19 protein-coding genes and 1 pseudogene are annotated in these 22521 nt (G+C 67.5%); 13 read left to right on the top strand and 7 right to left on the bottom strand.

Translation table 11 applies throughout. From position 1 onward, the window contains the following. The first annotated feature begins 258 nt into the window (after nt 1–258). Nucleotides 259–1761: an MFS transporter gene (locus tag CcI156_RS19185; RefSeq protein ID WP_011437147.1), complete on the top strand. Its 1503-nt coding sequence runs from the start codon at nt 259–261 to the stop codon at nt 1759–1761. Nucleotides 1762–2547: 786 nt separating this feature from the next. Here CcI156_RS19185 and CcI156_RS27135 read toward each other — a convergent pair. The 5 genes and pseudogenes from CcI156_RS27135 to CcI156_RS19160 form a co-directional block, all read right to left on the bottom strand. Beyond that, a pseudogene (locus CcI156_RS27135) lies at nt 2548–3684 on the bottom strand (NAD(P)/FAD-dependent oxidoreductase); the annotation flags it as partial. A gap of 27 nt (nt 3685–3711) precedes the next feature. Further along, on the bottom strand, nt 3712–4524 hold the full coding sequence (locus CcI156_RS19175) for a TauD/TfdA family dioxygenase (RefSeq protein ID WP_011437145.1): 813 nt from the start codon (nt 4522–4524) through the stop codon (nt 3712–3714). Beyond that, complete coding sequence (locus CcI156_RS19170) at nt 4521–5489, bottom strand: L-tyrosine/L-tryptophan isonitrile synthase family protein (protein WP_076807308.1); 969 nt, start codon at nt 5487–5489, stop codon at nt 4521–4523. Before CcI156_RS19170 ends, CcI156_RS19175 begins: the two co-directional genes overlap by 4 nt. A 221-nt stretch (nt 5490–5710) precedes the next feature. After that, on the bottom strand, nt 5711–6133 hold the full coding sequence (locus CcI156_RS19165) for a rhodanese-like domain-containing protein (RefSeq protein ID WP_076807305.1): 423 nt from the start codon (nt 6131–6133) through the stop codon (nt 5711–5713). A 461-nt stretch (nt 6134–6594) separates the two neighbouring features. Continuing rightward, nucleotides 6595–8091 (bottom strand): MFS transporter, encoded by a 1497-nt coding sequence (locus CcI156_RS19160; RefSeq protein ID WP_175637627.1) that lies wholly within the window; start codon nt 8089–8091, stop codon nt 6595–6597. Nucleotides 8092–8152: 61 nt separating this feature from the next. Between CcI156_RS19160 and CcI156_RS19155 the strand changes: the two genes are divergently transcribed. Next, nucleotides 8153–8548 carry a helix-turn-helix domain-containing protein gene (locus CcI156_RS19155; RefSeq protein ID WP_076807301.1) on the top strand — a complete coding sequence of 132 codons (396 nt, stop codon included), beginning with the start codon at nt 8153–8155 and terminating at the stop codon, nt 8546–8548. A 504-nt stretch (nt 8549–9052) separates the two neighbouring features. Next, nucleotides 9053–9604: a hypothetical protein gene (locus CcI156_RS19150; protein WP_139341549.1), complete on the top strand. Its 552-nt coding sequence runs from the start codon at nt 9053–9055 to the stop codon at nt 9602–9604. Nucleotides 9605–9664: 60 nt separating this feature from the next. Here the strand turns inward: CcI156_RS19150 and CcI156_RS19145 are convergent, their stop codons facing one another. Next, nucleotides 9665–10210 (bottom strand): hypothetical protein, encoded by a 546-nt coding sequence (locus CcI156_RS19145; RefSeq protein ID WP_023841768.1) that lies wholly within the window; start codon nt 10208–10210, stop codon nt 9665–9667. Beyond that, a complete protein-coding gene (locus tag CcI156_RS19140; RefSeq protein WP_076807297.1) occupies nt 10200–11141 on the bottom strand; it encodes a ParA family protein in 942 nt (313 codons plus the stop codon). Before CcI156_RS19140 ends, CcI156_RS19145 begins: the two co-directional genes overlap by 11 nt. Nucleotides 11142–11779: 638 nt before the next feature. On the opposite strand from CcI156_RS19140, the gene CcI156_RS27880 reads away from it, so the two are divergent. The 10 genes from CcI156_RS27880 to CcI156_RS19090 form a co-directional block, all read left to right on the top strand. Next, complete coding sequence (locus tag CcI156_RS27880; protein WP_108913277.1) at nt 11780–11902, top strand: SHOCT domain-containing protein; 123 nt, start codon at nt 11780–11782, stop codon at nt 11900–11902. Nucleotides 11903–11932: 30 nt separating this feature from the next. Further along, entirely contained in the window at nt 11933–12565 is a 633-nt protein-coding gene (locus CcI156_RS19130; protein WP_076807295.1) for a GAP family protein, read from the top strand. Nucleotides 12566–12860: 295 nt separating this feature from the next. Continuing rightward, on the top strand, nt 12861–13622 hold the full coding sequence (locus tag CcI156_RS19125) for a ribonuclease BN (protein ID WP_254847517.1): 762 nt from the start codon (nt 12861–12863) through the stop codon (nt 13620–13622). A gap of 986 nt (nt 13623–14608) precedes the next feature. Beyond that, entirely contained in the window at nt 14609–16540 is a 1932-nt protein-coding gene (locus CcI156_RS19120) for a phosphatidylglycerol lysyltransferase domain-containing protein (protein ID WP_011437135.1), read from the top strand. 97 nt (nt 16541–16637) lie between these two features. Further along, a complete protein-coding gene (locus CcI156_RS19115; protein ID WP_023841772.1) occupies nt 16638–17744 on the top strand; it encodes an esterase family protein in 1107 nt (368 codons plus the stop codon). A gap of 266 nt (nt 17745–18010) precedes the next feature. Beyond that, on the top strand, nt 18011–18874 hold the full coding sequence (locus CcI156_RS19110) for a rhomboid-like protein (protein ID WP_076807290.1): 864 nt from the start codon (nt 18011–18013) through the stop codon (nt 18872–18874). 255 nt (nt 18875–19129) lie between these two features. Beyond that, entirely contained in the window at nt 19130–19534 is a 405-nt protein-coding gene (locus CcI156_RS19105) for an RICIN domain-containing protein (protein WP_076807288.1), read from the top strand. A 268-nt stretch (nt 19535–19802) separates the two neighbouring features. Next, nucleotides 19803–20480: a Crp/Fnr family transcriptional regulator gene (locus CcI156_RS19100; RefSeq protein WP_076807286.1), complete on the top strand. Its 678-nt coding sequence runs from the start codon at nt 19803–19805 to the stop codon at nt 20478–20480. A gap of 194 nt (nt 20481–20674) precedes the next feature. Beyond that, the gene (locus tag CcI156_RS19095; RefSeq protein ID WP_139341548.1) at nt 20675–21799 is read left to right on the top strand and encodes a hypothetical protein; all 1125 of its coding nucleotides are present in this window, start codon (nt 20675–20677) and stop codon (nt 21797–21799) included. Nucleotides 21800–22114: 315 nt separating this feature from the next. After that, the coding region (locus CcI156_RS19090; protein ID WP_217697723.1) for a transposase at nt 22115–22521 on the top strand (407 nt) is incomplete at its 3' end.

Here is a 22521-nt window from a genome sequence, read left to right as displayed (position 1 = left end):
TCTGCTCGAACTCCTGTTCGATGTCCCTGCCACTGCCACTGCCACTGCCACTGTCCCTGTCCCTGCCACTGCCGCGTCACCGACGCCGCCACGGACCGCCCGGTCCCGGGGGCGCCGTCCATCGGCACCATCCCCATCGGCACCATCCCCATCGGCACCATCCCCATCGGCACCATCCCCACCGCACCGGGTCGCCTCGCCCGAACTCGTGGCGTTCGTTCGTCCCCGTTTCAGGTCCGACCGGCTAGGAGCTTCCCTGTGACCACAACCCTCGACCACCAGGCGGAGGACCGTCCGGTGGACGCGGCTGACGGCTCGCCCGATCCACGGCGCTGGCTCGCGCTCTGGATCATCGCTGTCGCGCAGCTCATGGTCGTCCTCGACGCCGCGATCATGAACATCGCGATCCCGCACGCGCAGGCCGATCTCGACATCTCCACCGCGAACCGGCAGTGGATCATCACCGCGTACACCGTGGCCTTCGGCGGTCTGCTGCTGCTCGGCGGGCGCGTCGCCGACTACCTGGGGCGCAAGCGGGCCTTCAGCTGGGGACTCCTCGGTTTCGCGCTGGCCTCGGCGCTGGGCGGCCTGGCCCCGAACGCCGGGCTGCTGTTCGCAGCGCGGGCGCTGCAGGGCGCGTTCGCGGCCCTGCTCGCGCCGGCCGCGCTGTCGCTGATCACCGTCGCCTTCACCGAAAGCCACGAGCGGGCCAAGGCGTTCGGCGTGTACGGAGCGATCTCCGGCGGTGGCGCCGCGATCGGTCTCATCGTCGGCGGCCTGCTCACCGAGTACGCCTCCTGGCGGTGGTGCCTGCTGGTGAACGTGCCGATCGCGATCATCACCGCGGTACTCGCGCTGCCGGTGGTGCGCGAGAGCCGGGCGGAGGGCGAGGCCCGCTACGACCTGCCCGGCGCGGTGACGGTGACCGCGGGCCTGGTGGCCCTGGTCTACGGCTTCACCGTGGCCGCCGAGGATGGCTGGGGCGACGCCCGCACCATCGGGCTGCTGGTTGGTGCGGCTGTGCTGCTCGTGGCCTTCGTCGTCGTCGAGTCCCGCACCAGCGCGCCGCTGCTGCCGCTGCGGGTGCCGTGGGAGCGCAACCGCGGCGGCTCGTTCCTGGCCTCGCTGCTGACCGGGGCCGGCCTGTTCGCGATGTTCCTGTTCCTGACGTACTACTTCCAGCAGACGCTCGGCTACAGCGCCCTGAAGACCGGCTTCGCGTTCCTGCCGTTCAGCGGCGGGATCATCGTCTCCGCGGGGCTTGCCAGCCAGTTCCTGCCGCGCGTCGGACCCCGGGTGCTGGCCGGCACCGGCACGACGCTCGCGGCGGTCGGGATGGCGCTGCTCCTCGGGGTTGGGACGGATTCGAGCTACGTCGTGCACATCCTGCCCTCCGAGCTGCTGATCAGCATCGGCATGGGCTTCTCGTTCGTGCCCCTGTCGAACCTCGCGCTGATCGGGGTCGCCCCGCACGACGCGGGGGTGGCCAGCGCGCTGGTCAACACGACCCAGCAGATCGGCGGGGCGCTGGGAACCGCGTTGCTCAACACCGTCTACGCGACGGCCGTCACCAACTACCTGGCCGATCACGGGCGGGGTGGGAAGGCGCTTCTCGACCAGGCGCAGATCGAGGGCTACACCACGGCGTTCCTGTGGGGCGCCATCCTCATCGCGCTCGCGGCGGTGGTGATCGTCGTGCTCATCCGGGCCGGGCGGGAGTCGACTACCAACGTCGAGGTCGTCCCCGCGCACGCCGGCTGAGACCCGGGCCGGGCCGGCGTGAGCGACCGGCCCGGCCCGCGCCCGGCTGGCCGGCCGCCGCTTCGGYCAGTCCGCGAGGGTGACCTCGGCGGCTTCAGTCCCCGGCGTGGTCTGCCTCGCCGCGGTCTTGACGGTGACCATTCCGGCCTTTATCAGCCGCTGCAGCAGCACCCGCTGACCGGGGGCGAGCCGCGAGCCGAGCTCGCCGTAGACGACCGGACCGCGGCTGAGTATCTCCCACAGCTGCGGTGCGCCGTCGTGACTGTCCACCCCGCGCACCGAAAACCCCGTCGCGCCTGAGCCGGAATCGACGAGTGCGTCGGAATCGAACTCGAAACGGTGGCACGGTACTGGGGAGGCGGTCGGAGAAGGCACGCCGAGGCCGCCGTTCGCCTCGGCCGCCACCGGATCGGTCCAGTACTCGGCGACGGCGGCCCGTACCGCGGCGGGCGTGTCCAGTTCGAGGTCGGCCGGTGGGAGCACCGCTTTGAAGCCGGGGACATCMAGCGCCACGCCGGCCCGCATCCGGACTCCGGGAGCGGCGACCAGCACGGCGTCCGGTTCCGGCTCCGTCAGCATCACGTGCGCGCGAGCCTGCTGGTACGGACCGTCGATCGCCAGGTCGGACATTCGGCCGGTGCCGCGCGTCATGATCAGGAGCAGGTCGGGGGTGAACGCCGTGTTGAGCAGCGCGTCGAAGGACCGATCGGGCATGTCCAGATGCGGACTCGAATTGCGCCGGTGCCAGTATGCGCTGCCCGGGTTGTCCGCGCCGATCATGTGATACCACTGATCAATCGAGAGCGCGAACACCTCGGCCATTCCGTGCCACTCGTGGTCGTAGTCCTGCCACAGATCTCTCACCAGACCCGGGGAGAGTTCGGCGCGCAGCGTGGTGCGCAGCAGCAGCGCCGCCGAGGCCGCCTGGTTGGCCGCGAACGCGACCCCGGACGAGAAGAGGGGGTCCACGAAGTAGGAGGCATCGCCGATCAGGATCCAGTGCCGGTCGAGGTCGGCGAAGCGCTCATTGACCCGGGAGTAGTTGGTGACCGTCATCATCTGGTCGGAGATCGGCGTCACCTCGGCCACCAGGTCGGCCAGCCGCGGCACGCCGCGGACGGTGCGCAGAAAGACCTCGGAGTCCGTGAAGTCCTTCCCGGGTTCCTTCAGCACCTCCGGGCTCGTCACGATGCCGATCGAGTGCGTGAGCACCCGCTCCCCGTTCACGATCCTGGGGACGGGGATGTACCAGCACCAGCCGTCGGGAAACGCGAAGCAACCGATCGGCGAGAGGTTCTTCTCCCGGAAGATGTTCCAGTCGCCGTCGAGCCCCTGGGCCGGCAGGCCGCCCAGGTAGTGCTGCCAGATCGCGATGTTCCGGTAGCCGGACAACCATTCGCGAGGCTTTTTGGTGACCAGGCTCTGCTGGCGACCGGAGGCATCGACGAAGTACGCGCCGGACACGGCGGTGCCGTCGGCGAGCGTCACCTGACAGCCGTTGGCGGCCGCGGCGAAGTCGGTGACGGCCATCCCGGTGGTGACGTCGACTCCGAGGTCCCGGGCGTGTTCCAGCAGGATCTGGTCGAACTCTGAACGGTTGACGTGCAGTGCCCATCGGTGTACCCCGTCCACCGCCCAGTTCGCGTGGTCGAAGAACGCCCGGCTCGGACCCTGCCGCGCCCAGCTGTAGATACCGCCAAATTTCTTTACCCAGCAGTTGCTGGCCAGCACCTTCGCGAGCGCTCCGCTCTCTGCCAGCACCGGGATCAACGGGTGCGCGAACGACTCGCCGATGTGCTCGCGCGGGAACTCATCCTTCTCGAAGATCGCTACTTTCAGGTCCGAYGTGCGGGCGAGCAGCGCGGCCAGTGTAGAGCCCGCCGGCCCGCCGCCGGCGATAATAACGTCGTAATGATCCCGCATGTCTTCTCCATTTCCTCGAATCTTTGCTCAGATCACATGAATGCGTTGGAGTCGCCGCGAGGAGGCCAGTGAGTAAGACCGTCGACCGTGTAGCAGCGCATGGTTGTCCGCGATCACGACATCGCCGGAACGCCATGCGTGCGCGTAGCTGACGGACGGGTCRTAGAGCCGGGCCGACAGATCGTCGAGAAAGTCCTCGCGATCATTCCGTGAGACGCCGTGGATGTCGAGGAACAGCGGATTGAGATATTCGGCTGGGTCGAGCGCCTCGGCAAAACGAAGAGTCGGCACACCCGTCACGGCATGGGGCACCACGAGGTCCTGCACGATGTGCCCGCCGTAGTGCTTGATCTTTTCGGTCTGGTAGTCGATCCGGACGCCGGCCCAGGTGTCACGCAGGTGCGCAGGCGCGGCGGAAATAATGCGGGCGGTGTCGCAGAAAGTCGTCTCCCCGCCGCTATCCGGGTCGGGAGCGCGTAGGCAGCGGAACACGATGAAGCGTGGCGTGAGCCGGGCGAACGCGCCGTCCCAGTGGAAGGGCACCGGACCCGTGGTGAACAGGTAGTTCTGTGGGTCCTCGTGCACCGTCAGGTCCAGCACCTCCCCGAAGTCCCAGGTCAGGATCTCGCCCATTCGCCGGCAGTAGGCGACGAGATCGGTGGTCGAAGGAGATTGGAAACCTCGTAGCACCAGCAGCTTCGAATCCGCGACGAACCGGGTCAACTCCTCGGGTGGCACGGCGGTCAGATCCGTGTCACTGGATGATTCGATCAACAGTCCGAACGGATGCAGCGAACGCCGCGGCGCCGAGCTGGCGTCGACCAGTGCCCCGGCACTCACGAGACGGTCTCCTTCACCCTCGAATCCGTCCGCATGAGATGCGGAGCGACGAAGTGACTCGGTCGTCCATTGCGCCAGACCACCGACGCGTTCAGCTTTTCGGCGGTGCTGCGCTTTATCAGCGTGACACTGTTGCCGTCGTCCATGGCGACGCCATGCCAGGGAGTGAGCCAGTTGTCCCTGGTTCTGATCATATGGATGCCGATTTTCTCGGAATGGYAGGGCTGGGGGTGGATCGACAGGCGGACGGCGGACGGGAACTGCTCGGCGACGAGTCGGCTCCAGGCGTTGCTGCGGCGGACGATCTGGTAGGCGAGATCCTTGCTGGCGAGCCGGAGTTGAGTGCGGCTGGTCTCCGGGCGCAGCACCAGCAGATCCTCGAACACGAAACGGTGGATGCCGTTGAACTGCGTCTTCGTGGCTGGGCTCGTGGCGATCTGTTGGCGCAGTTCCGCCACCGTTGCGGCATAGTTTTCCTCCAGTTTCCTACGCAGCTCGGTGAAGTCACCGGCGCCGAACGCGTCGTCCAGTGAGTAGAGATCGATATTGTGTGCTCTGATGTCGACCAGCAGCGCCTCCAGGTCGCTGCGGTAGGACGAGATGGCCTCGTCGGAGACACTGATCAGATCCCCGAACACGTGCCCGTCCGAGCAGACCGTGATCCTGGCTCCGGGCTCATAGAAATGGCCGATGTGCTCACACATCGAGCGCAGAAAGTCGAGCGCGATGCGCTCGGCGAGATCCGGCAGCGAGCCGAGGACCTTCTGCCTGTTGGGTGACTTGGCCGGGAAAGCGAGGATCACGAAGTGGATCGGCTCGTTCTGGTTGATCCAGTACTCGATCTTTGGGCGATGGATGTCGAAGCAGAGCTCGCAGGGCTGGGCCGAGCAGACCTCCGTCGGATCGGAGAGCCGCCGGAACTGAAACAGCAGATCGATGATCTCTGTTGCGGTTTCGTTGGGCATGGCTGATTAAGACTCCCTCTTAGAGTCTGTTTTAGAAGTACTCCGGTCCGGTATTCCAGCCTGACAAAGAGGGCTGTGACCGGTCGGCACGCCGAGTACCGGGATTCGATCCCATGGTGTAGCGCCGTTCGCGGTCAAGACAAGATTCAAAGCGGGTTCTYGGAAGTCTTGACCTGTGGTGAGGGCAGATAGGCGTTGCGTCAGCTCAGGTGAGCGATTCGCTAGCCAATTTTCTTTTCCAGCGGCAGGCCCAGATCGCGCCAGCCGGCCCGGGGGGAATCGGGCACCGGGCTTTCACCCATGCCGTACTGAAGACCTGCGACGGTGAAACCCAGCAGACCGAGCAGGGCGACGAGCTGACTGGCCGTATGGCCCACCCAGMATACGATGACGATTGTCTTGTCCCGAGGGAGAAGAGCGAGGTTGCTGTCGGACAGCACGTCCTTGAACCACATGTTCACGGCACCCGGTATATGGCCCGCCGCATACGCCTCGGGGGTGCGGTTGTCAAGGACGAAGTATGCGTCCGGATGGGACTCCAGGGCTTTGRCCAGCTCGGGGGAAGTCATGTAGTTGAAGCGCGGCGGCATGTCGTCGACGTAGCGTCGACAACTCTCGAGCAGCCGTTGGTCAAGCACTACCATCAGCCAATCCTTTCTTCCTGAACAACTGGACATCACCACTCTGGGCGATACGTAGCAATTTAGCAACAAGGACTCCGCTGTCTCCTATGCGACAGACTGGAGGGAGATATCAGCGGGCACTACCGGCGRGCCGGGATCACCCCTGACCCCACCGAACACGACAACAACCCCGTCCCACGGGGTGGGAAACGGGGTCGCGGACCTGCTCCTCAAGGAGCGATTCATTGAGGAGCGCGGGTACTGACGGGCTGGCCAGAAAGAAATCACTGGCCAGCGCCACTGACGCCGGATGTGCTGCGGGAGGAGGAAACGGCACGRCCCAGCGGAGGAGGCCGCGAGCGGGACGAGGGGAGCGGAGGCCTGGCAGGAGCAGCCGCATGGCCGCGGCCGAGTTCGATCCGATGAGAAGGCGGGCGGAACCCGCGCGACGATCTTCGGAAGTCCCGTCTAAGGCGACCGTGTCACCTTGAGGGCATTATCGAGGCTGGTTCCGCGAGGGGGTTTTCCGACACGCTGGCCGGGGGGATATCAACCCGCGTCGAGAGGGCGATCAGGGAAAGCAGGAAGGCGCCGGCAGCCATGCCCGCCGCGACGACGAAGGACACCTGAAAGGCATCGACCGTGCCGCTGAGCATCGCGGTCGGATCTCCGGGATGAGCTGCGAGATGATCGGAGATGACGCGGGCCGACACCGTCGAGAGAATCGAGACGCCGAGGGCCGCGCCGATCTCCTGGGAGGTGCTCAGGAGTCCTGCCTCAACCCCGGAGTCGTCGCTGTTGGAGCCGCTKAAGGCGGCCACGTTGAGCGCGGTGAGGGAGGTCGCGAGACCGGCGCCRCACAGCACGAGCGCCGGCAGCAGCACCGCCGTGTACCTGGTGTCGGCGTCGCCCCGGGACAGGAGGGCCACRCCGACAGTGAGGAGGACAAGGCCGACGAGCAGCGCGGGCTTGGGACCGCGCGCGGAACGACTCGCTGTCGCCTGGGCGACGTTGGYCGCGAGCGCGGCCGCGGTTGCCATCGGCACGAATGTCAGCCCGGCCTTCATCGGGCTGTAGCCGAGTACCTGCTGCACATACAGGGCCACCAGGAGGAAAGCCGACCCGAAGCTGGCCCACACGAGCAGGGTCGCGCCGTTGGCGACGCTGAGACCACGCCGGCGGAAGAGGGCCAACGGCATGAGCGGGTCGTCGCTGCGGCTCTCGATCACGATGAAGGCGATCAGAAGAACGGCGGCTGATCCGAACAGAGCAAGGATCGCCGGGCTGGTGAAACCGCGCTGCTCCGCCTGTGTGATGGCCACGACCAGCGAGAACATCGACCCCGTCGCGGTGAGCGCGCCGGCGATGTCGAAGCCGTGGTGAGAACGGGTGTCACGGGTTTCCGGCATGATCCTTCCGACCACGGCGAGCAGGAGTAGACAGAAGGGAATTTTGATCGCGAACGCCCACCGCCATCCCGRCCCGTCGGTGAGGACCCCGCCCGCCAAGACGCCCACCCCGGCCGCCGCGCTGGACACCGCACCGAACACCCCGAGCGCCTTGTTTCTGCTCGGCCCTTGCGGGTAGATCGCGTTGATCGTCCCCAGCGCGGCCGGGGCGAGCATGGCCGCACCGAGCCCCTCCAGGGCCCGCCCAGCGAGCAGCACGCCGGTCACGTTGGCGAGCGTGCACACCACGGTGCCGACCGCGAAGACCCCCGTGCCTAGCCGGAACAGTCGCCGTCGGCCGAGTAGATCGCCAGCCCTGCCACCCAGCAGGAGCAGGCTGCCCAGGGCTATCCCGTAGGCCGTGACCGTGTAGGGCTGGGTCTCGCGGCTCATCTGAAGATCGGCTGCCAGGCTGGGCAGCGCGACATTCACGCTGGACAGGCTGAACACGACCAGGAACTGGCCGAGGCACACGACCGGCAGCAGCAGTGGTGATGCCGCAGACTCCTTCGGCTGAGCGGACCTCGACATACGCGCCTCCACTCCCCCGAGACCGACTTCCATTTCGGAAGGGATCCTAGATGCTTCCGAAATGGAAGTCAACAGATACACTGGCCAGGTGCTTGACCAGCACGACGAGTCCGACTGCCCGGCCGCTCGCGCGCTCGGGCTGATCGGCGATCACTGGTCCCTGCTGATCATCCGAGAGGCGTTCGGCGGCGCTCGGCGCTACGACGACTTCCGAAYCCGTCTGAAGATCTCCGATCACACCCTCACTCGGCGCCTCGACCGGCTCGTCGATCGAGGCATCCTGCAACGCAGGCTTTATCAGCCACGTCCACCTCGTTCGGAATACGAACTGACGTCGGCGGGCCGGGATCTCGCGCCGATCCTGATGGAACTCGGCCGATGGRGCTCCCGATGGACTACGGGAGCCGGCCCGGATCGATCGCTGCCCGCGAGCCTGCTCCGTGCCATGGACGAGTAACCCGGCCAGGAGCAGGAGCTTCCTGGAGCGGCTCCAGGTGTCAACGGCGGCGCGTCAGTGCGGCCGAAGGTCCAGGGCCGGCCCGGACGCCCGCGCGTGTCCCGTCGGACAAGGAGGCCGGTGGGGACCAGGCCGAGGCTCGTCGCGGCCAGTCTGATCATCCCCGGTATCCGCTGCCCGATCTCGACCGCGCCTTCACCGTACTGATCGACAGGCCGGCGGGATCCGCCAAAGCCTTGATCGAGATCTGTCGCGAAGAAGCATGACTGAAAACATGACTGCTATACGGACACATCATACGCCTATTATTGGCGTTTGGTGGCAAGTGATGGCAAACAAAGGATAAGCGCTAAATTAGGCATCAAGCTGTGCTAGAACCATCGCGGAGCGACGCCAGCCGAGGGGCGGGGCGTGACCGTCGGCGCAGATGCACGGACGGCCACGCATCTGTCGTGACGCCGCGGCGCATCCCACCCGTGCACCTGGGCAGACAGGAGGATGGTCATGGCAGCGCCGCGCAGGAGATCTTCGTCGGGATCGGGCCGGACGTCCGCCCGCCGCCGGCAACCGACCCGGTCCCRCCGGGCCGCTTCACGGACGAGGAGCCGACGGGAACGCAAACATGTCCATCTCGCCTGCTATCTCGCCTTCGGTGCCGCCGGGCTGTGGCTCACCCTGCGGGGCACGTGGATCGCGCTGCCGGTGGCCCTGCTCGTGATCACCGTGATGTTGGGATTCCGTTGGCCGACGCTCTGCCGGGCCTACCGGACCGACGACGGCATCTGCGAGACCCCGGTCAACGGCTGGCTCACCGGATGCGCGAGTCACGCCCCCTTCAAACGGCGCGATCTGCGGGCGGTCGCCTGGCCGCYGAACCGCGTCTCGCCGTTTCACCCGATCGTGCTCGCCCTGCGGATTCCACCGCGCGAGCCCGAGGCGCAGCCGGACCTCGACGGCGCTCCCCGCCGAGTCACCATGCGTAATCTCGTGACCTCGCTGGTACTCGCCGTCGCCGTGTTGATGACCGGATTCGGCCTCCTGCTCGGTGCGGCATGACCGGCGGGAGCGGGCCAGCCGACGGCTCCACCGGCCGGAGAACGGTCGGAGAACGCGGCTCTACAGTTCGGATTCCCCGGCCAGCATCGCCCGGGAGCTGAGCCGGAAACCGATGGTCCCGTCCACGATCTTTCGGATCACGGTGGCTTTCGGATCCCTGCCGCCGACACCGTCGACACCCAGGGCGCCCGCCAGGGCCCGTAGCTGCGGGACCGGAATCCGGCCCAGGGCAGCCAGGTGCTCCCGGGCTTCCTCCCGGCTCGCGGCGGCGACCAGTGTCGCGTGCAGCTTCTCGACGTCCACGGACGCCGGGAGCCGGGAGCCGTCCGCCGCGGCACGACCGCCCGGGTCTGCTGCCGTGGCCGTGGCCGTGGCCGTGGGCGCTGCTGTGGGCGTGGGCGCTGCTGTGGGCGTGGGCGCTGCTGTGGGCGTGGGCGCTGCTGTGGGCGTGGGGACGACCGCGAGCCGCGCCCGACCCGCCACGAGATCGTCAAGCTGCCGGACGTCCAGGGTGTCGAGCAGATCGGACACCTGGCGCAGGAGAACAGCCCCGAGACGGGCCGCATCCCGACCCGGGTGGCTGGCGGGCCGACTGTCAGGAGCCATGGTTCGCCGTCCGGATGCGTTTGAGGAACTCCTCGACCAGGCTCTGCAGTTCCCAGGCGAGTTCCCGGCTGAGCTGCTCGGTGAGAATGGCGGGGAGCTGGGCGCGGGCCGCGCCGGCGAAGTGCTTGTTGCTCTCCCGAAGCATCGCATCGAAGACGGGCAGCCCGAGGCTTCTGGTCTGTGCTATGTAGGGCCGCAGCGCCGAGACGGGCTGACCACCGTAGTACTGGACCATCGTGAAGACGACGCCCAGAATCATCGGTTCCAGTTTCTTCACGGCCGGCCGGAGGTCGGCCTGCAGATCAGCGACCTGGTTGAAYTCCCAGGTGAACCGGCGCAGCCGGGACTGCAGGTGATCGATTCCGAGGGTGGACAGCTCGTCCGGGCRGGCCGGGATGAGCAGCTGGTCGCTGGCCGCCACGGCGGACCTCGTGATGACGCCGAAGTTCGGCGGGCAGTCGATGAGCGCCAGATCGTAGAGCCGCCCGGGCAGGGTGGCAAGCCCGGCCGCGAGACGCAGATAGACGTCGAAGTAGTGGCGTGTCGACCGGTGGATCTGTGCCCCACCCAACCGCGCGGCGAGATCCATCTCGACGTCGCCGAGGGCAAGGTGGGACGCGATCAGGTCGAGCCGGCCACCGTTATGCGCGATGCGGGAGTTCGCCACCGTGGGGGCGGTGACGAGTACCTCGAGTCCCGGCACCGGCCCGTCCATCCGCCAGGCTTCGAACCACTGTTTGATGGTCCGGCCCTCGGCGAGGTGCGCCCGCCAGTCCTCCGGCCGGTAGAAGGAGAAGGTGAGGCTCGCCTGCGGATCAAGATCGATCAGAAGAACCCGTTTTCCCCAGCGGGCGATCTCCGCGCCGATGTTCGCCGTCAGAGTGGTCTTTCCGACTCCGCCCTTGTAGTTCATGACGGAGACCACTTTCACGGTGTCACCGCTCTTGTGGATGACCGCGATATATTAAGGTAGCCGTCAGGTTGGCTTCGTGGACTTCGATGATGTGTCATCCGGCGGTCCCCCTGTCGCGCACTGGCGCCGTCGTCCGTACGCGTAACCCGCGCCGGCCTTCTTCCTGCCAGCACACCACGTGCCGTTGACGCCACTTCCAGGATCCCCCGGACGGGTGAGTGCCGTGCGTGGACATTTGGCCGCCGATGACCATCGATCGTCCAGCTGATCGCACGTTGGGAGGGTCGTGGGAGAGGTCGTAGGGCGGCCAGCCGCGCACCGGCTCCGGACTGCCGCCACGCTGGACCTAGCCGACTGGTGGGTACACCATGGTCAACTCAAGCGAAGTGGGACGGTACCAAGACGAAGGCCCGCAAGTCCGGCCGGACACCCCAAGCCGACCGTCTTCCGTCAGTGCCCCTGCTCACCTAGTGCCCCCGGCCACCGTCTGCGGCATCGGGCCGAGACGAGAGGGTGAGTTTCGGGTGATGCTGGGTTTGACGCGGCGAGCAGGCGGTAGGTAATGGCTGTGGTAATCGGCGCACCCGACGCGCGCGGGGCCGGGAGGACCCGGTCCGGCTGTTGGCTCGGCGAGCGAGGAAGCGGTCCGCGGCTACATCCGCGCCGCGACCCGCGCGACCATTATTGCAGACGAGCTGGCCAAGCTCGGAGACCTGCACCGCCGCGGACTGCTCAACGACCAGGAGTTCGAGCGCGAGAGGGCTAGGAGTCTCGCGTGAATCARCATGGTCAAGCGGTGGGGAGCATCCATGGACGGTCTCCAGATTCTCCCGCTGGCAATCACCATGATGATCGGACCGCAGATCATGTCGGCGATCATCTTCGTTACCACGCCACGAGCCGGGCGGGTATCCCTGGGGTTCCTGGCCGGTGTGGCGGCCGCGACAGCGGCCGGTGTGGCCGTCATGATGGGCCTCGCCGCCTTGCTGGACAGCGCCGTCGACCTGGGAAGTTCGAGGAGTAACGGTTCGGCCGGCCAGATCATCCAGTACGTACTGGTGGGCCTGTTGGCAGTCGCCGCCGTGAAGAACTGGGTGYGGCGCGAAACGGTGGAGCCGCCGAAATGGCTGACGACGCTGATGGCGGCAGATCTGATGAAGGCGTTCCAAGTCGGACTGTTCGTCATTCTGCTGATGCCCTCGGACATCGTGATTATGATGACGGTTGGAATACACCTGCAGCAGAACAACGMGTCCTATGCGGCAGCACTCCCGTTCATCGGGCTGACCGTTACGGTGGCGGCACTGCCGCTGCTTGCCCGACTACTGTTCCATAGACGGGCAGAAGTCGCCGCACCGCGCGTCCGAGACTGGATGAACACTCACAGCTGGCTCATCAACATAATCGTCTGCATCATTTTCATCGCCCTCATCATCGACTGAAGCGGCTGCCTGAGTCCCCGCCCCGGAGGGCGAGCGCCGCACACAGGGCATTCGGCGGATCCGGCGATGAACCCGGTGCTGTGGGGAGGACGCCATGCCCCGGAGCTGGCGTACGAGTAATAACAATCCTGCGTCGCGGCCGTCCGGCGGCGCTGGCGCTCACCGCAGCGGCGCGCCGTGGCGGCCGATCAGGACGCTCTGTGCGCGCGTCGGGACAGCCCGGGGGCGTGCGGGGCAGTCCCCGGTAGGAGACCTGGCGTCCAGACTACGTGAGGCGGATCTGATTAACAGGGCGATGAATCTCGCCGCGATGATCCTGATGATTTTCTTTCCTTTTGTCATCACGCTGGCGGCGCTGTCGCCACTGCGGCAGGGCGGTGCGGCGGACATAATCATCGCGCGCATGGGGTTGAGCCATGATGCGGCGATGGCCGTGGAACGACTCTTTACCCCGCGGAGCGGAACCGTCCTCACCGGCTGGACAGTACTGGGAGTGCTCTGGCTGATAATTGGCGGACTGAGTCTGGCCGCGTCCGTCCAGTCCATTTATGTGCGGGTCTTCAGACTGAAGCCATTCGGGCTACGCGGCCTACTGGYCCAGGTCRGCTGGCTCTGCGGATTGATCTTCTTTCTCGTCGCTACCACGAGTCTCGGGGCGCTGCTMACCGGCACCGTGGCTGGTCAGGTCTGCTACGGCCTGGTAGCCACCGTGATCCTGGCGCTCTTCTTGTGGGTCGGGGTCCGGGTACTCACCATCGGCCGGATGAGCTGGCGGGACTCGTGGCCGACAGCCCTGTTCACGACGATCGGCCTGACTGGTCTGGGTGTCGTCARCCGGCTGGCATTCTCGGCTTCCATCGTGGCGAACGAGCGCAGCTATGGCGGGATCGGGGTCGTGTTCACCATCCTGTCGTGGCTGATCGGTTTCGGTGTCGTCCTCATCGGAGGGGTAATCGTCGGCACGTGGTATCTCGACACCGAGCTGTCGGTCGCCGGCATCCTCAGAAAGTTTCACATCGGGAGGAGGACGGGCCGAGACCAAGCCCGGAAATCATGAGCTGAGCCGGTGCGCGSATCGGCGCCGAGGGCCACAAGGGCCAATGACGTGTGACCTGGTGTTGATCGTGTCCGGCGGACAGCAGGAGGTGACGCTGTGTAAGCGGCTGATCTGGTTGACTGGCGTCCTGCCCGTCTTACCCTAGGTTCAGGGGCGTCAACGTCGCCTCCACAGGGTCCAAGCCGGGCACCCGCATCGGCCGCAATCCGAGCCGGGCCGGTAGTGCTCGTGGTCATGACGCGCATGGCCGCAGCGGCAGCGCAGGATGAGTAGACCGCGGATCGACCTCACAGGGTCACCTCCGTCCGGATGGGAGTAATAAGTGAGCTAGATAAGTGAGTTAACTGCCTAAATGTCGTATGTGAGCTGGTCTGCTGGGTGTGTCTAGACGTTCGGGCGGAGATCGTCCAGGTCGTCCTTCCCTGCCGGCCCGGGACGCCCGCCTGGCCCTCGTCCACGACTCGGCGCCTTCTGCGCGTGACCACCCCGCGACTCGGCCCGGCTACGATCGGGTGGCACGAGGAACGTCCGTGACGGGGCGGTTTATCGTCTCCAGGTCCTGAGCGCCATAGCAAGCGACCCATCGGGAGACGATAGGGATCATGAGAATCTCGAGCGGGACCGGGGCATCGGGCACCTCGGCCGGGCGCCCCGCCGACGGGCGGCGGGGGGGAAACGCGCCGCCCGAGGCGAACGAGCGCGCCGTCATCCGGCGCCGGTGGTGGCCACGCCCGGCGGTGCGGCCGGAACCCGGGCGGCCCGGCGCCCGCCGGGGCCTGTCCGCCCGGTCTGGTCCGGTCGGTCGGGGGTCCGCGGCCTCTCCCGTCCCTCCTGTCCCTTCCGCACAGCCTGCCCCCCAGGCACCGCGTGCCCCGTCTGCCTCACCGGCGTCGTCTGCCTCACCGGCGTCGTCTGCCTCACAGCCGTCATCTGCCCCGCCGTCGACGACATCACCCGGCGTCCGTCCCGGCAGGAAGAGCGGCCGGATGCCCGTGCTGCCCCCCTGGAAACAGCCGTGGGCGCCTCGGATCGCCGCGCTGCTGGCTCTGGTTGTCGGCCTGGTGGACGTCATCTCCGCGGTCACCCCGGAGTGGCGCTCCCGCCTGGAGGACCTGCGGGTGCTCCTGCCCCCCGCGGCCTCCCAGCAGGCCGCCGCGTTCACCGTCGTCGTCGGCATGCTGCTCGTGCTGCTGACGCCGGGGCTGCGCCGCCGCAAGCGGCGGGCTTGGCGGGCCGTGGTGGTCCTGCTCGGCGTGAGCATCGTGCTCCACGTTGCCAAGGGTCTGGACTACGAGGAGGCGGCCGGATCGGCCGCGCTGCTCATCGCCCTGCTGCTGGTCCACGGGGAGTTCCGGGCCAAGGGCGACCCGTCGACGCGTTGGCGGGCGCTCGGCGTCGGCCTGCTGCTCACTGTCGTCTCGATCGGGATCGGGTTCCTGCTGCTTTATGTGCGCCAGGACCGGATCGTCGGCCCGCATTCGCTGTCCGCCCAGTTCGAACAGATCGTCGAGGGACTCGTCGGGATCCCCGGTCCGCTACGGTTCACCTCCGACCGGTTCTCCGGCCTCGCCGCCCGCGTGCTGCTGACGATGGGCCTGTTGACCATAGTGACCACCGGCTACCTCGCGCTGCGACCGCCCGAGCCCCGGCCCCGGCTGACCGACTCCGACGAGGAACGGATACGTGCCCTGCTGGCCCGGCACGGCAAGGCCGACTCGCTGGGATACTTCGCGCTGCGGTCGGACAAGTCGGTGATCTGGTCACCGACCGGCAAGGCCTGCGTGGCCTACCGGGTGGTCTCCGGCGTGATGCTGGCCAGCGGAGACCCGCTCGGTGACCGGGAGGCCTGGCCGGGGGCCATCAGGGAGTTCCTGCGTGAGGCGGCCGATCATGCGTGGACGCCGGCGGTCCTCGGCTGCTCGGAGGCGGGTGGCTTCGCCTGGACSCGCGCCGGGCTGTGCGCGCTGGAATTCGGTGACGAGGCCATCGTCGACACGGCGTCGTTCACGCTGGAGGGCCGGGCGATGCGTAACGTTCGCCAGGCGGTCGCCCGGGTGGAACGCGCCGGCTACACCGCGGTCGCGCGGCGGGTCGGCGATCTCGCGCCGGCCGACATCGCCCGGCTGAAGGCACAGGCCGCTGCCTGGCGGGGTACCCAGACGGAACGGGGCTTCTCGATGGCGCTCGGCCGCCTCGGCGGCGGCGCGGACGGCGACTGCGTAGCCGTGATGGCGTTCTCCCATGACGCGGGTCCCCATGACGCGGGTCCCCACGACGCGGACGACCCGGTGAACGGTGCTCCGGGCCACCCGGCGAACGACACGACAAGCGGCATCGAGGACGGCACGTCGCATGCCGACGCGGCCGGCACCGAGCCCCGGCTGCGCGCCCTGCTGCATTTCGTGCCGTGGGGCCCCAACGGCCTGTCGCTGGACGCGATGACGCGGGACCGGACCGCCGACAACGGGCTGAACGAGTTCCTCATCGTCAGCGCCCTGCGCCAGGCCCGCGAGCTGGGCGTCGAACGGCTGTCGCTGAACTTTGCGTTCTTCCGGTCCGCGCTCGAACGCGGCGAGCGCCTGGGCGCCGGGCCGGTCATCCGCTGCTGGCGTTCCCTGTTAATATTCTTGTCCCGCTGGTTCCAAATCGATAGCTTGTACCGGTTCAACGCCAAATTTCAACCCACCTGGCAGCCCCGTTATATCTGCTACCCCGCCAGTTCCGAGCTACCACGGATCGCCTTGGCGATGCTCGAAGCCGAGGCCTTCCTGGTCTGGCCCTGCTGGCGCGACCATCTGTCCGGGCTATCCCGGTTGTCCCGACTATCCCGGTTGTCCCGACTGCCCCGGCCTGGGACGGCCGGCCTCCATCACCGTGCCCGAAGAAAGGACACCTCGACCGGCCCCGGGCCGGACTGACCATCACCTTCAGTCTACGTCGTCCATATTGTCTACGTCGTCCATATTGTCTACGTCGTCCATATTGTCTACACCGTGGACACACTCGCAGGGGAGCGTGGATTTGGGGTCCCTGGTCGTCATCGGGAAGTGGTTCCTGCTGTCCCTGGCGGGAATGTCGCTCGCCTGCTGGGCAGGCTGCGGGTGGCTGGCCCACCGGCGCCGGGCGGGDCATCGGAACCGGGTGGGACGCCCCGCCGCGTTCGGGATGGGCGTCCTCGCCATGCTGCTCACGTTGGTGACGGCGGCGGATCTGGTCAATGCCTACTACGGCTACCTGCCGCGGGTCGACGACGTCATCGGGGTGAAGTCCTGGCCGACGGGGTCGGCGCGGGAGGCTGTGGCGCCAGCGCCGCCGCACCCGGACGGATCGGTTATCGACCTGTTGGTCCCCGGCACGCACAGCGGGTTCGGTGTGAAGGAGGCAAAGCAGGCACTGGTGTACCTCCCGCCCCAGTACTTCACCGAACCGCACGTCCGGTTCCCCGTCGTCTACCTTCTGCATGGCTCGCCGGGGGTGCCGGTCGACTGGTACCGGGCGGGCCGGGCCGCGCAGGTCGGCGCGCTGCTTGCCGGGGTCGGCCGGCCCGCGATCCTCGTCGCCCCGCGACTGAGTCACGGTTGGCTCGACGACAGCGAATGCGTCGACCGGCCCGGCGAGAACATCGAGACCTATCTGATCGACGACGTGATCTCGACGGTCGACCGGCGGTTGCGCGCCATCGCGGACCGAGCCGACCGGATCTTCGTCGGAATGTCCGCCGGCGGGTTCTGCGCGCTGAACCTCGGGCTACGCCACCGTGACCTCGTCGAGACGATCATTGATATGTCCGGGATGTCGAAACCGACCCACGACGGCGGGATGGTCGGCCTGTTCGGGAACCGGCCCGATCTCGCTCTGGTCGTGGCGGCGAACACCCCGGCCCGGTACGCGGCGACGCTCCCACCATTCCCGCCGATGCGGGTGTGGCTGGACTGCGGACATGGCGATCATGAGGCGTTGGGCGACACGGAGGCGATGGCCCGCGCCCTGGGGGAGCGTCCGGGCTTCGACGTCGTGCTGCGGCTGCGCCCCGGCGGCCACGACTTCGGCGTGTGGCGTCCGGCGCTTCGAGACAGCCTGCTGTGGGCGGTACCGCCCGGCGTGACCATCCGCCCGGCGTGACTGTCGGCCCCGTCCGCCCGGCGTGACCATCCGCCCGGCGCGACCATCCGCCCGGCGCGACCATCCGCCCGGCGCGACCGTGGCACATCTGGTCGGCTGCCGCGGTGCCGGGAATGACAGCGCCGGGCGAAGACATTCTTCAGATGGGCCCTGCTTCTCGTCAGGCGGGAGTGTTCCGTGGCGTGCTCGATTCCAGGCCGGGGCGATCAGCGGGGATGGGCCGCGCCGGCGGAGAACATCCGAGGTGGACCGGGGGCCGGAGTCCCATGACCGTCCGCACACCGGCCCCCGCCGGAGGCGACGACGGTACCGCCAGAGGTGACGACGGCCCCGCCGGCGCGGAGCACGTTCACGGGGCCGAGGGCGCCGCCAGCCCGTGGTCGGGACGCCCGTGGTCGGTCGTGTGGCGGCTGCCGGTGACCGACTCCTTGCTCGGCGCCCTCGTCGCGGCGCGGGTGTTCCAGTACGTCGACCCGGCCACGGCGACCCGCTGGCAGTGGGCCATGAGCACAACCTTCGACCAGATGCGCCACCATCCCCTCGGGGTGCTTGTGGGCAGTATTCCGTGGCTGCCCGAGGGGCCGTTGGCGCCGTGGCTCATGTTCGCGGGCCTGGCCGTGGGCGGCTTGGAGGCGACGGCGGGAGGCGCCACCGCGCTGGCCGTCGTGCTGGGTGGGCACGCCGGGGCGACGTTGATCTCCCAGGGTGTGCTGGACCTGCGGGTCGTCACCGGCGGGTTGYCGCGGACCGCTCTGCACGTCCTGGATGTCGGGCCGAGCTATGTCGTGGCGACCGCCCTGACCGCGCTCGTGGTGCTGCCCTCCCGCCGGTCGCTGCGCGCTCTGGCGTCACTGACCTTCGTCGTCGTACTCCCCGTGATGATGAAGGGGGTGAGCCGTGGGGAGCTCGACGCGGTCGGCCATACGGCGGCCCTCGCCCTCGGTGCGCTCGCGGGGCTCGCGCCACCGGTGCGCCGCCGCGCCGCGGCGCGGCGGGACACCGCTCGGCGCGGCTGGTGGGACGTCGGGGGGAAAAGGAGGGCGAAGTCCGGCCACAAAGCGCGGTTTGGTGTGCGAAGATATCGTTGGATACGTGGACGGCGCGAGTCGGGTCTTGATCTGCATTTTTAGTGTGCGCCGCTGATCCGAAACGCCGACGCCAGCGGGCATGATGGTGTTAGCGTCCTGGCTGTCCGCTGCCACCACGGTCTGCTCGTCCAGTGCCCCATCGCAGAGCTTTCCTGGCTCATCGAACCGCCAAAAAGGGTCTCATCATGTCATCAAAGAGAAGATCTTCCTTCTGACTCTGGTGCAGGCAGCAACATTCTCAATCGCGGCTGGTTGCAACCGTGACCAGTTGTTCCTTTGACGGAAGAGGAGCCAAGCGTGGCAAGTGTGATCGACGGCATCTACCGGATCAGCATCGCCGGGCAGCAGACCCTCACCGACGTGGGCGGGGGCAACCTCGTCCTTCTGCCTGACGGCAACGGCGGCGGGCAGGTGTGGCAGGTGCGGCGCGCCAACGACGACACCTACACGATCCGCAAGCCGTCCGGCGGGGCTTTTGTGAGCTTCGATGGTGACCCGGACACATTCGAGCGGGTAYGTGTGCTCCCGGAGCCGCGTGAATGGAAGATCGCTGATGGTCCCCAGTCGGGTACCTTCACCATCGGTGTCCCGGACAATGAACTGACCCTGGGACTTCACCCGGCGCTCATCTACCCGCCGCTGGTTGCCCTGTCACCTATCTTCAGGGAGGACAGGGGCTGGATTTTCGAGGGCGTCGAGTAGTCGAGTAACCCGTCCACCCGGGGCCCGGCCCGGCCGGTGAACGAGGCCCTGCGCCGATGGCACGGGGAGCCGGGCGCCGTGCCGCGGATGGCAGCAGTTCGACCATCCGCGGCACGGTGCATCGGTGCATCGGTGCATCGCGGCCGAGAGCGAATCGGGCGAACCGGATAGAAAGGATTGATCGGACAAGACCGCTGGTCGGTCACCTCAGTCGCATCCTCTCGGTGGCGGCGCCGAATGCGGGCCCGATCCGCGATACTTCTGTGGGATGACCAATTCTGTCCGGCCTGCCCGGCGGGGAATGCAGGCTATCCTCGGCGACCGTCTCTGGCAGGCGTTGTTGTCATGCGGTTCCCGGTGCCATTTCCGGTCGCGGCAGGTGCTGCTGCGTCAGGGCGATCCAGATGATTTCCTGCTTCTGCTGACCACCGGCCGGGTAAAGGTGGTGCGCGTGGACGCGGAGGGCTCGGCCCTCCTGCTGGCGCTGCGCTCGCCCKGGGACATGATTGGTGAGATGGCGCGAATCGGAACCGGACGCACCGCCACGGTGCAGGCGATCGATCGATGCGAGGCGCATCGGGTCTCCGCCGCCACGCTCGACTCCTTCCTGCGGCGGCACGGTGTTCAGGGAGCGCTGGCTGACTACGTGGTGAGCAAGCTGTCCGAAACGGTTCCCTATCAGCATCAGCTCGTGCATTTCTCGCCGCGGCAGCGGGTCGCCCGCCTGCTGTTGGAACTGGTCGCCCTCGCCGGACCGGAGCTGCCCGATCCGATGYGGGTGCCGTTCTCGCTCGATGCCGTCGCGGAGTCCCTGGGGCTCGCCCGGAGCACGGTGGCCGCACATGTGGCGGCATTGCGAGAGGAACAGGTGCTGAGGCCGGGGCCACGGCTCGCGGTGGCGGATATCTCACGGTTGCGGGCCGAGGTGGGCATCACGACCGGCTGAGCATGCCGGTCTGGCCCGGCGGGCTCCAGGTCGTCCGCTGGTTCTCCGTTGACGGGAGCCGGTGGGCCGACGAGATGTGGTCCGTGCCACCGTTGAACCGTCCGTCGATGGACGTTTTTGTCACTCTTCCGCCGCGACGCTGAAGAACACGGGCACGACATCCGTGCTCTCCCGCGAACGCGAAGGATTCAGCGATGGCCTCTACACCGGTCCATGGCGGCACCGACAGCATGGCAATGCCCCCTTACCGGGCCCTGCTCGTCGTCGACATCAAGGATTTCAGCGGCTACCCCGGACGCTGGCACGAGGACATGACGCGGGCGGTGCCGGACATCCTCACCGGAGCGTTCGCGCGTTCTGGCTGGTCCGAATCACCATCGATGGAACGTTTCTCCGACACCACCGGCGACGGGTACGTGCTCGGCTTCGAGCCCTCGATGCTGCCGTTGCTCGTCCACCCGTTCCTGGACAACCTCCAGCAGGAGCTGGAGTACCGGAACAAGGTCGCGCCCGTCGCACCTGCCGCGGCCGACCGGACGCTGCGGATGCGGGTGAGCCTGCACGTGGGATCGACGACCGATTCGGGGACGAACCGGCTGGGTGACGGCAGCGGTGCGGCCCGTATTGCCCTGCACCGCCAGCTTGACGCCGCCGCGGTACGACACCTGCTGGAAGAGTCGAATCCCCGGACGACCCTGGTGGCCGYGATCCTGTCGTCACGGGCCTACGAGGACGCCGTGCTCAGCGGTTACAGCGGGCTGGACGACTCCTTGTTCGTGAAGGCCCCCGTCGAGGTGAAGACATACCGCGACGAGGCGTACCTGTATGTGCCGAGACCGTCGGGCGGCCTGCTGCACCGCGGCTTCCGCGTTCCCGAGGTTCCAGCCGCACCGTCGCGGGCGGCGGCCGAGGCTTCCACGCCATCGGACCGTAGCCGAGCCGACCTTGGGCAGAGCGGCGCTACCAGAAATATCAGCGGCATCAGAAATATCGGTGGTATCAGCAACGTCGGCGGATCGGTCTTCGGGGATAATCGGCCGCAGACGCACGTGGGCATCGGTGACATCAACACCGCGTCTGGTCCGATCCGCACAACCCGTAGAGATACCCACGCCCCACGCGGCGACCAGCAGATCGGGCCGCGTACCGAGCACCATGGCCCGGAACACTATGGCCAGGGCCACCAGTTCGCCGCGCCGCTCGACCGCCCTAATTTTGGTGATTCTAACTTCACGCAGGGATCCCCGACCACGGCCCCGGACCCCGGAGCCGTGGACGAAAAGGGGACTTCGGGCGTGGAGGGCGCACACGATGACTGACATCCGGAGTCTTATGCCTGGCGCCAGTCCAGCGGATGAAACCTTGCCGCACGAACCGCCGGGTAATGTGCCCCCGGACGAGAAAGCAGCCGGCGCCGGCGCAGCGGCCGCCGCCGAACCACCGGGGGCCGGGAACACCGGTGTAAGTATTCGRCGATGGCGTGGAGGGGCTGGTTCCGCCGTGTGGCGGTGTCGTGGCTGTGGCGGGAGTCGGGCGGAGTGTCCGCGGGATGCTGGTGGGGGGTTGTGGGCTCTTCGTGATACGTCGGGTGTAGTTCCTGATACCGAGGACGCTGGTGATGTGTCCTGGGTGGTGTGTCTGTTCTGTCTGTCACCGATGATGTCACCGAGGTGGCGTACTGGCGTGGGCGTGCCGAGCGGGCCGAGGAGTGTGCGGAGAAAGCCGAGGCCCGTGTCGGGCAGCTGCAGCTGCKGGTCGAGGAGTTGAGCGAGCAGGTCGCGGTGCTGTCCCGGATGCTGTTCGGTCGTTCCTCGGAGAAGACCGGCCCGTCGTCGGCTGTGGATGAGAAACCAGAAGATCGGCAGGATTCGGGCGGTGGGGATGCCGGCCGGCCGGCGCGTCAACGCGGGCAGCGGCCGGGGAGCCGGGGGCATGGCCGGCGGGACTACTCGCATCTGCAGACCCGCGAGGAGATCCATGATGTGCCCGAGGTCGACCGTGCCTGCCCCGGGTGTGGGGTGGCGTTCACGCCGTTGGGGAC

Source organism: Frankia sp. CcI156 (assembly GCF_001983015.1).
Taxonomy (GTDB): domain Bacteria; phylum Actinomycetota; class Actinomycetes; order Frankiales; family Frankiaceae; genus Frankia; species Frankia casuarinae.
Note: the sequence above shows the minus strand (reverse complement) of the source record. Positions and strands in the feature narration are given on the sequence as shown.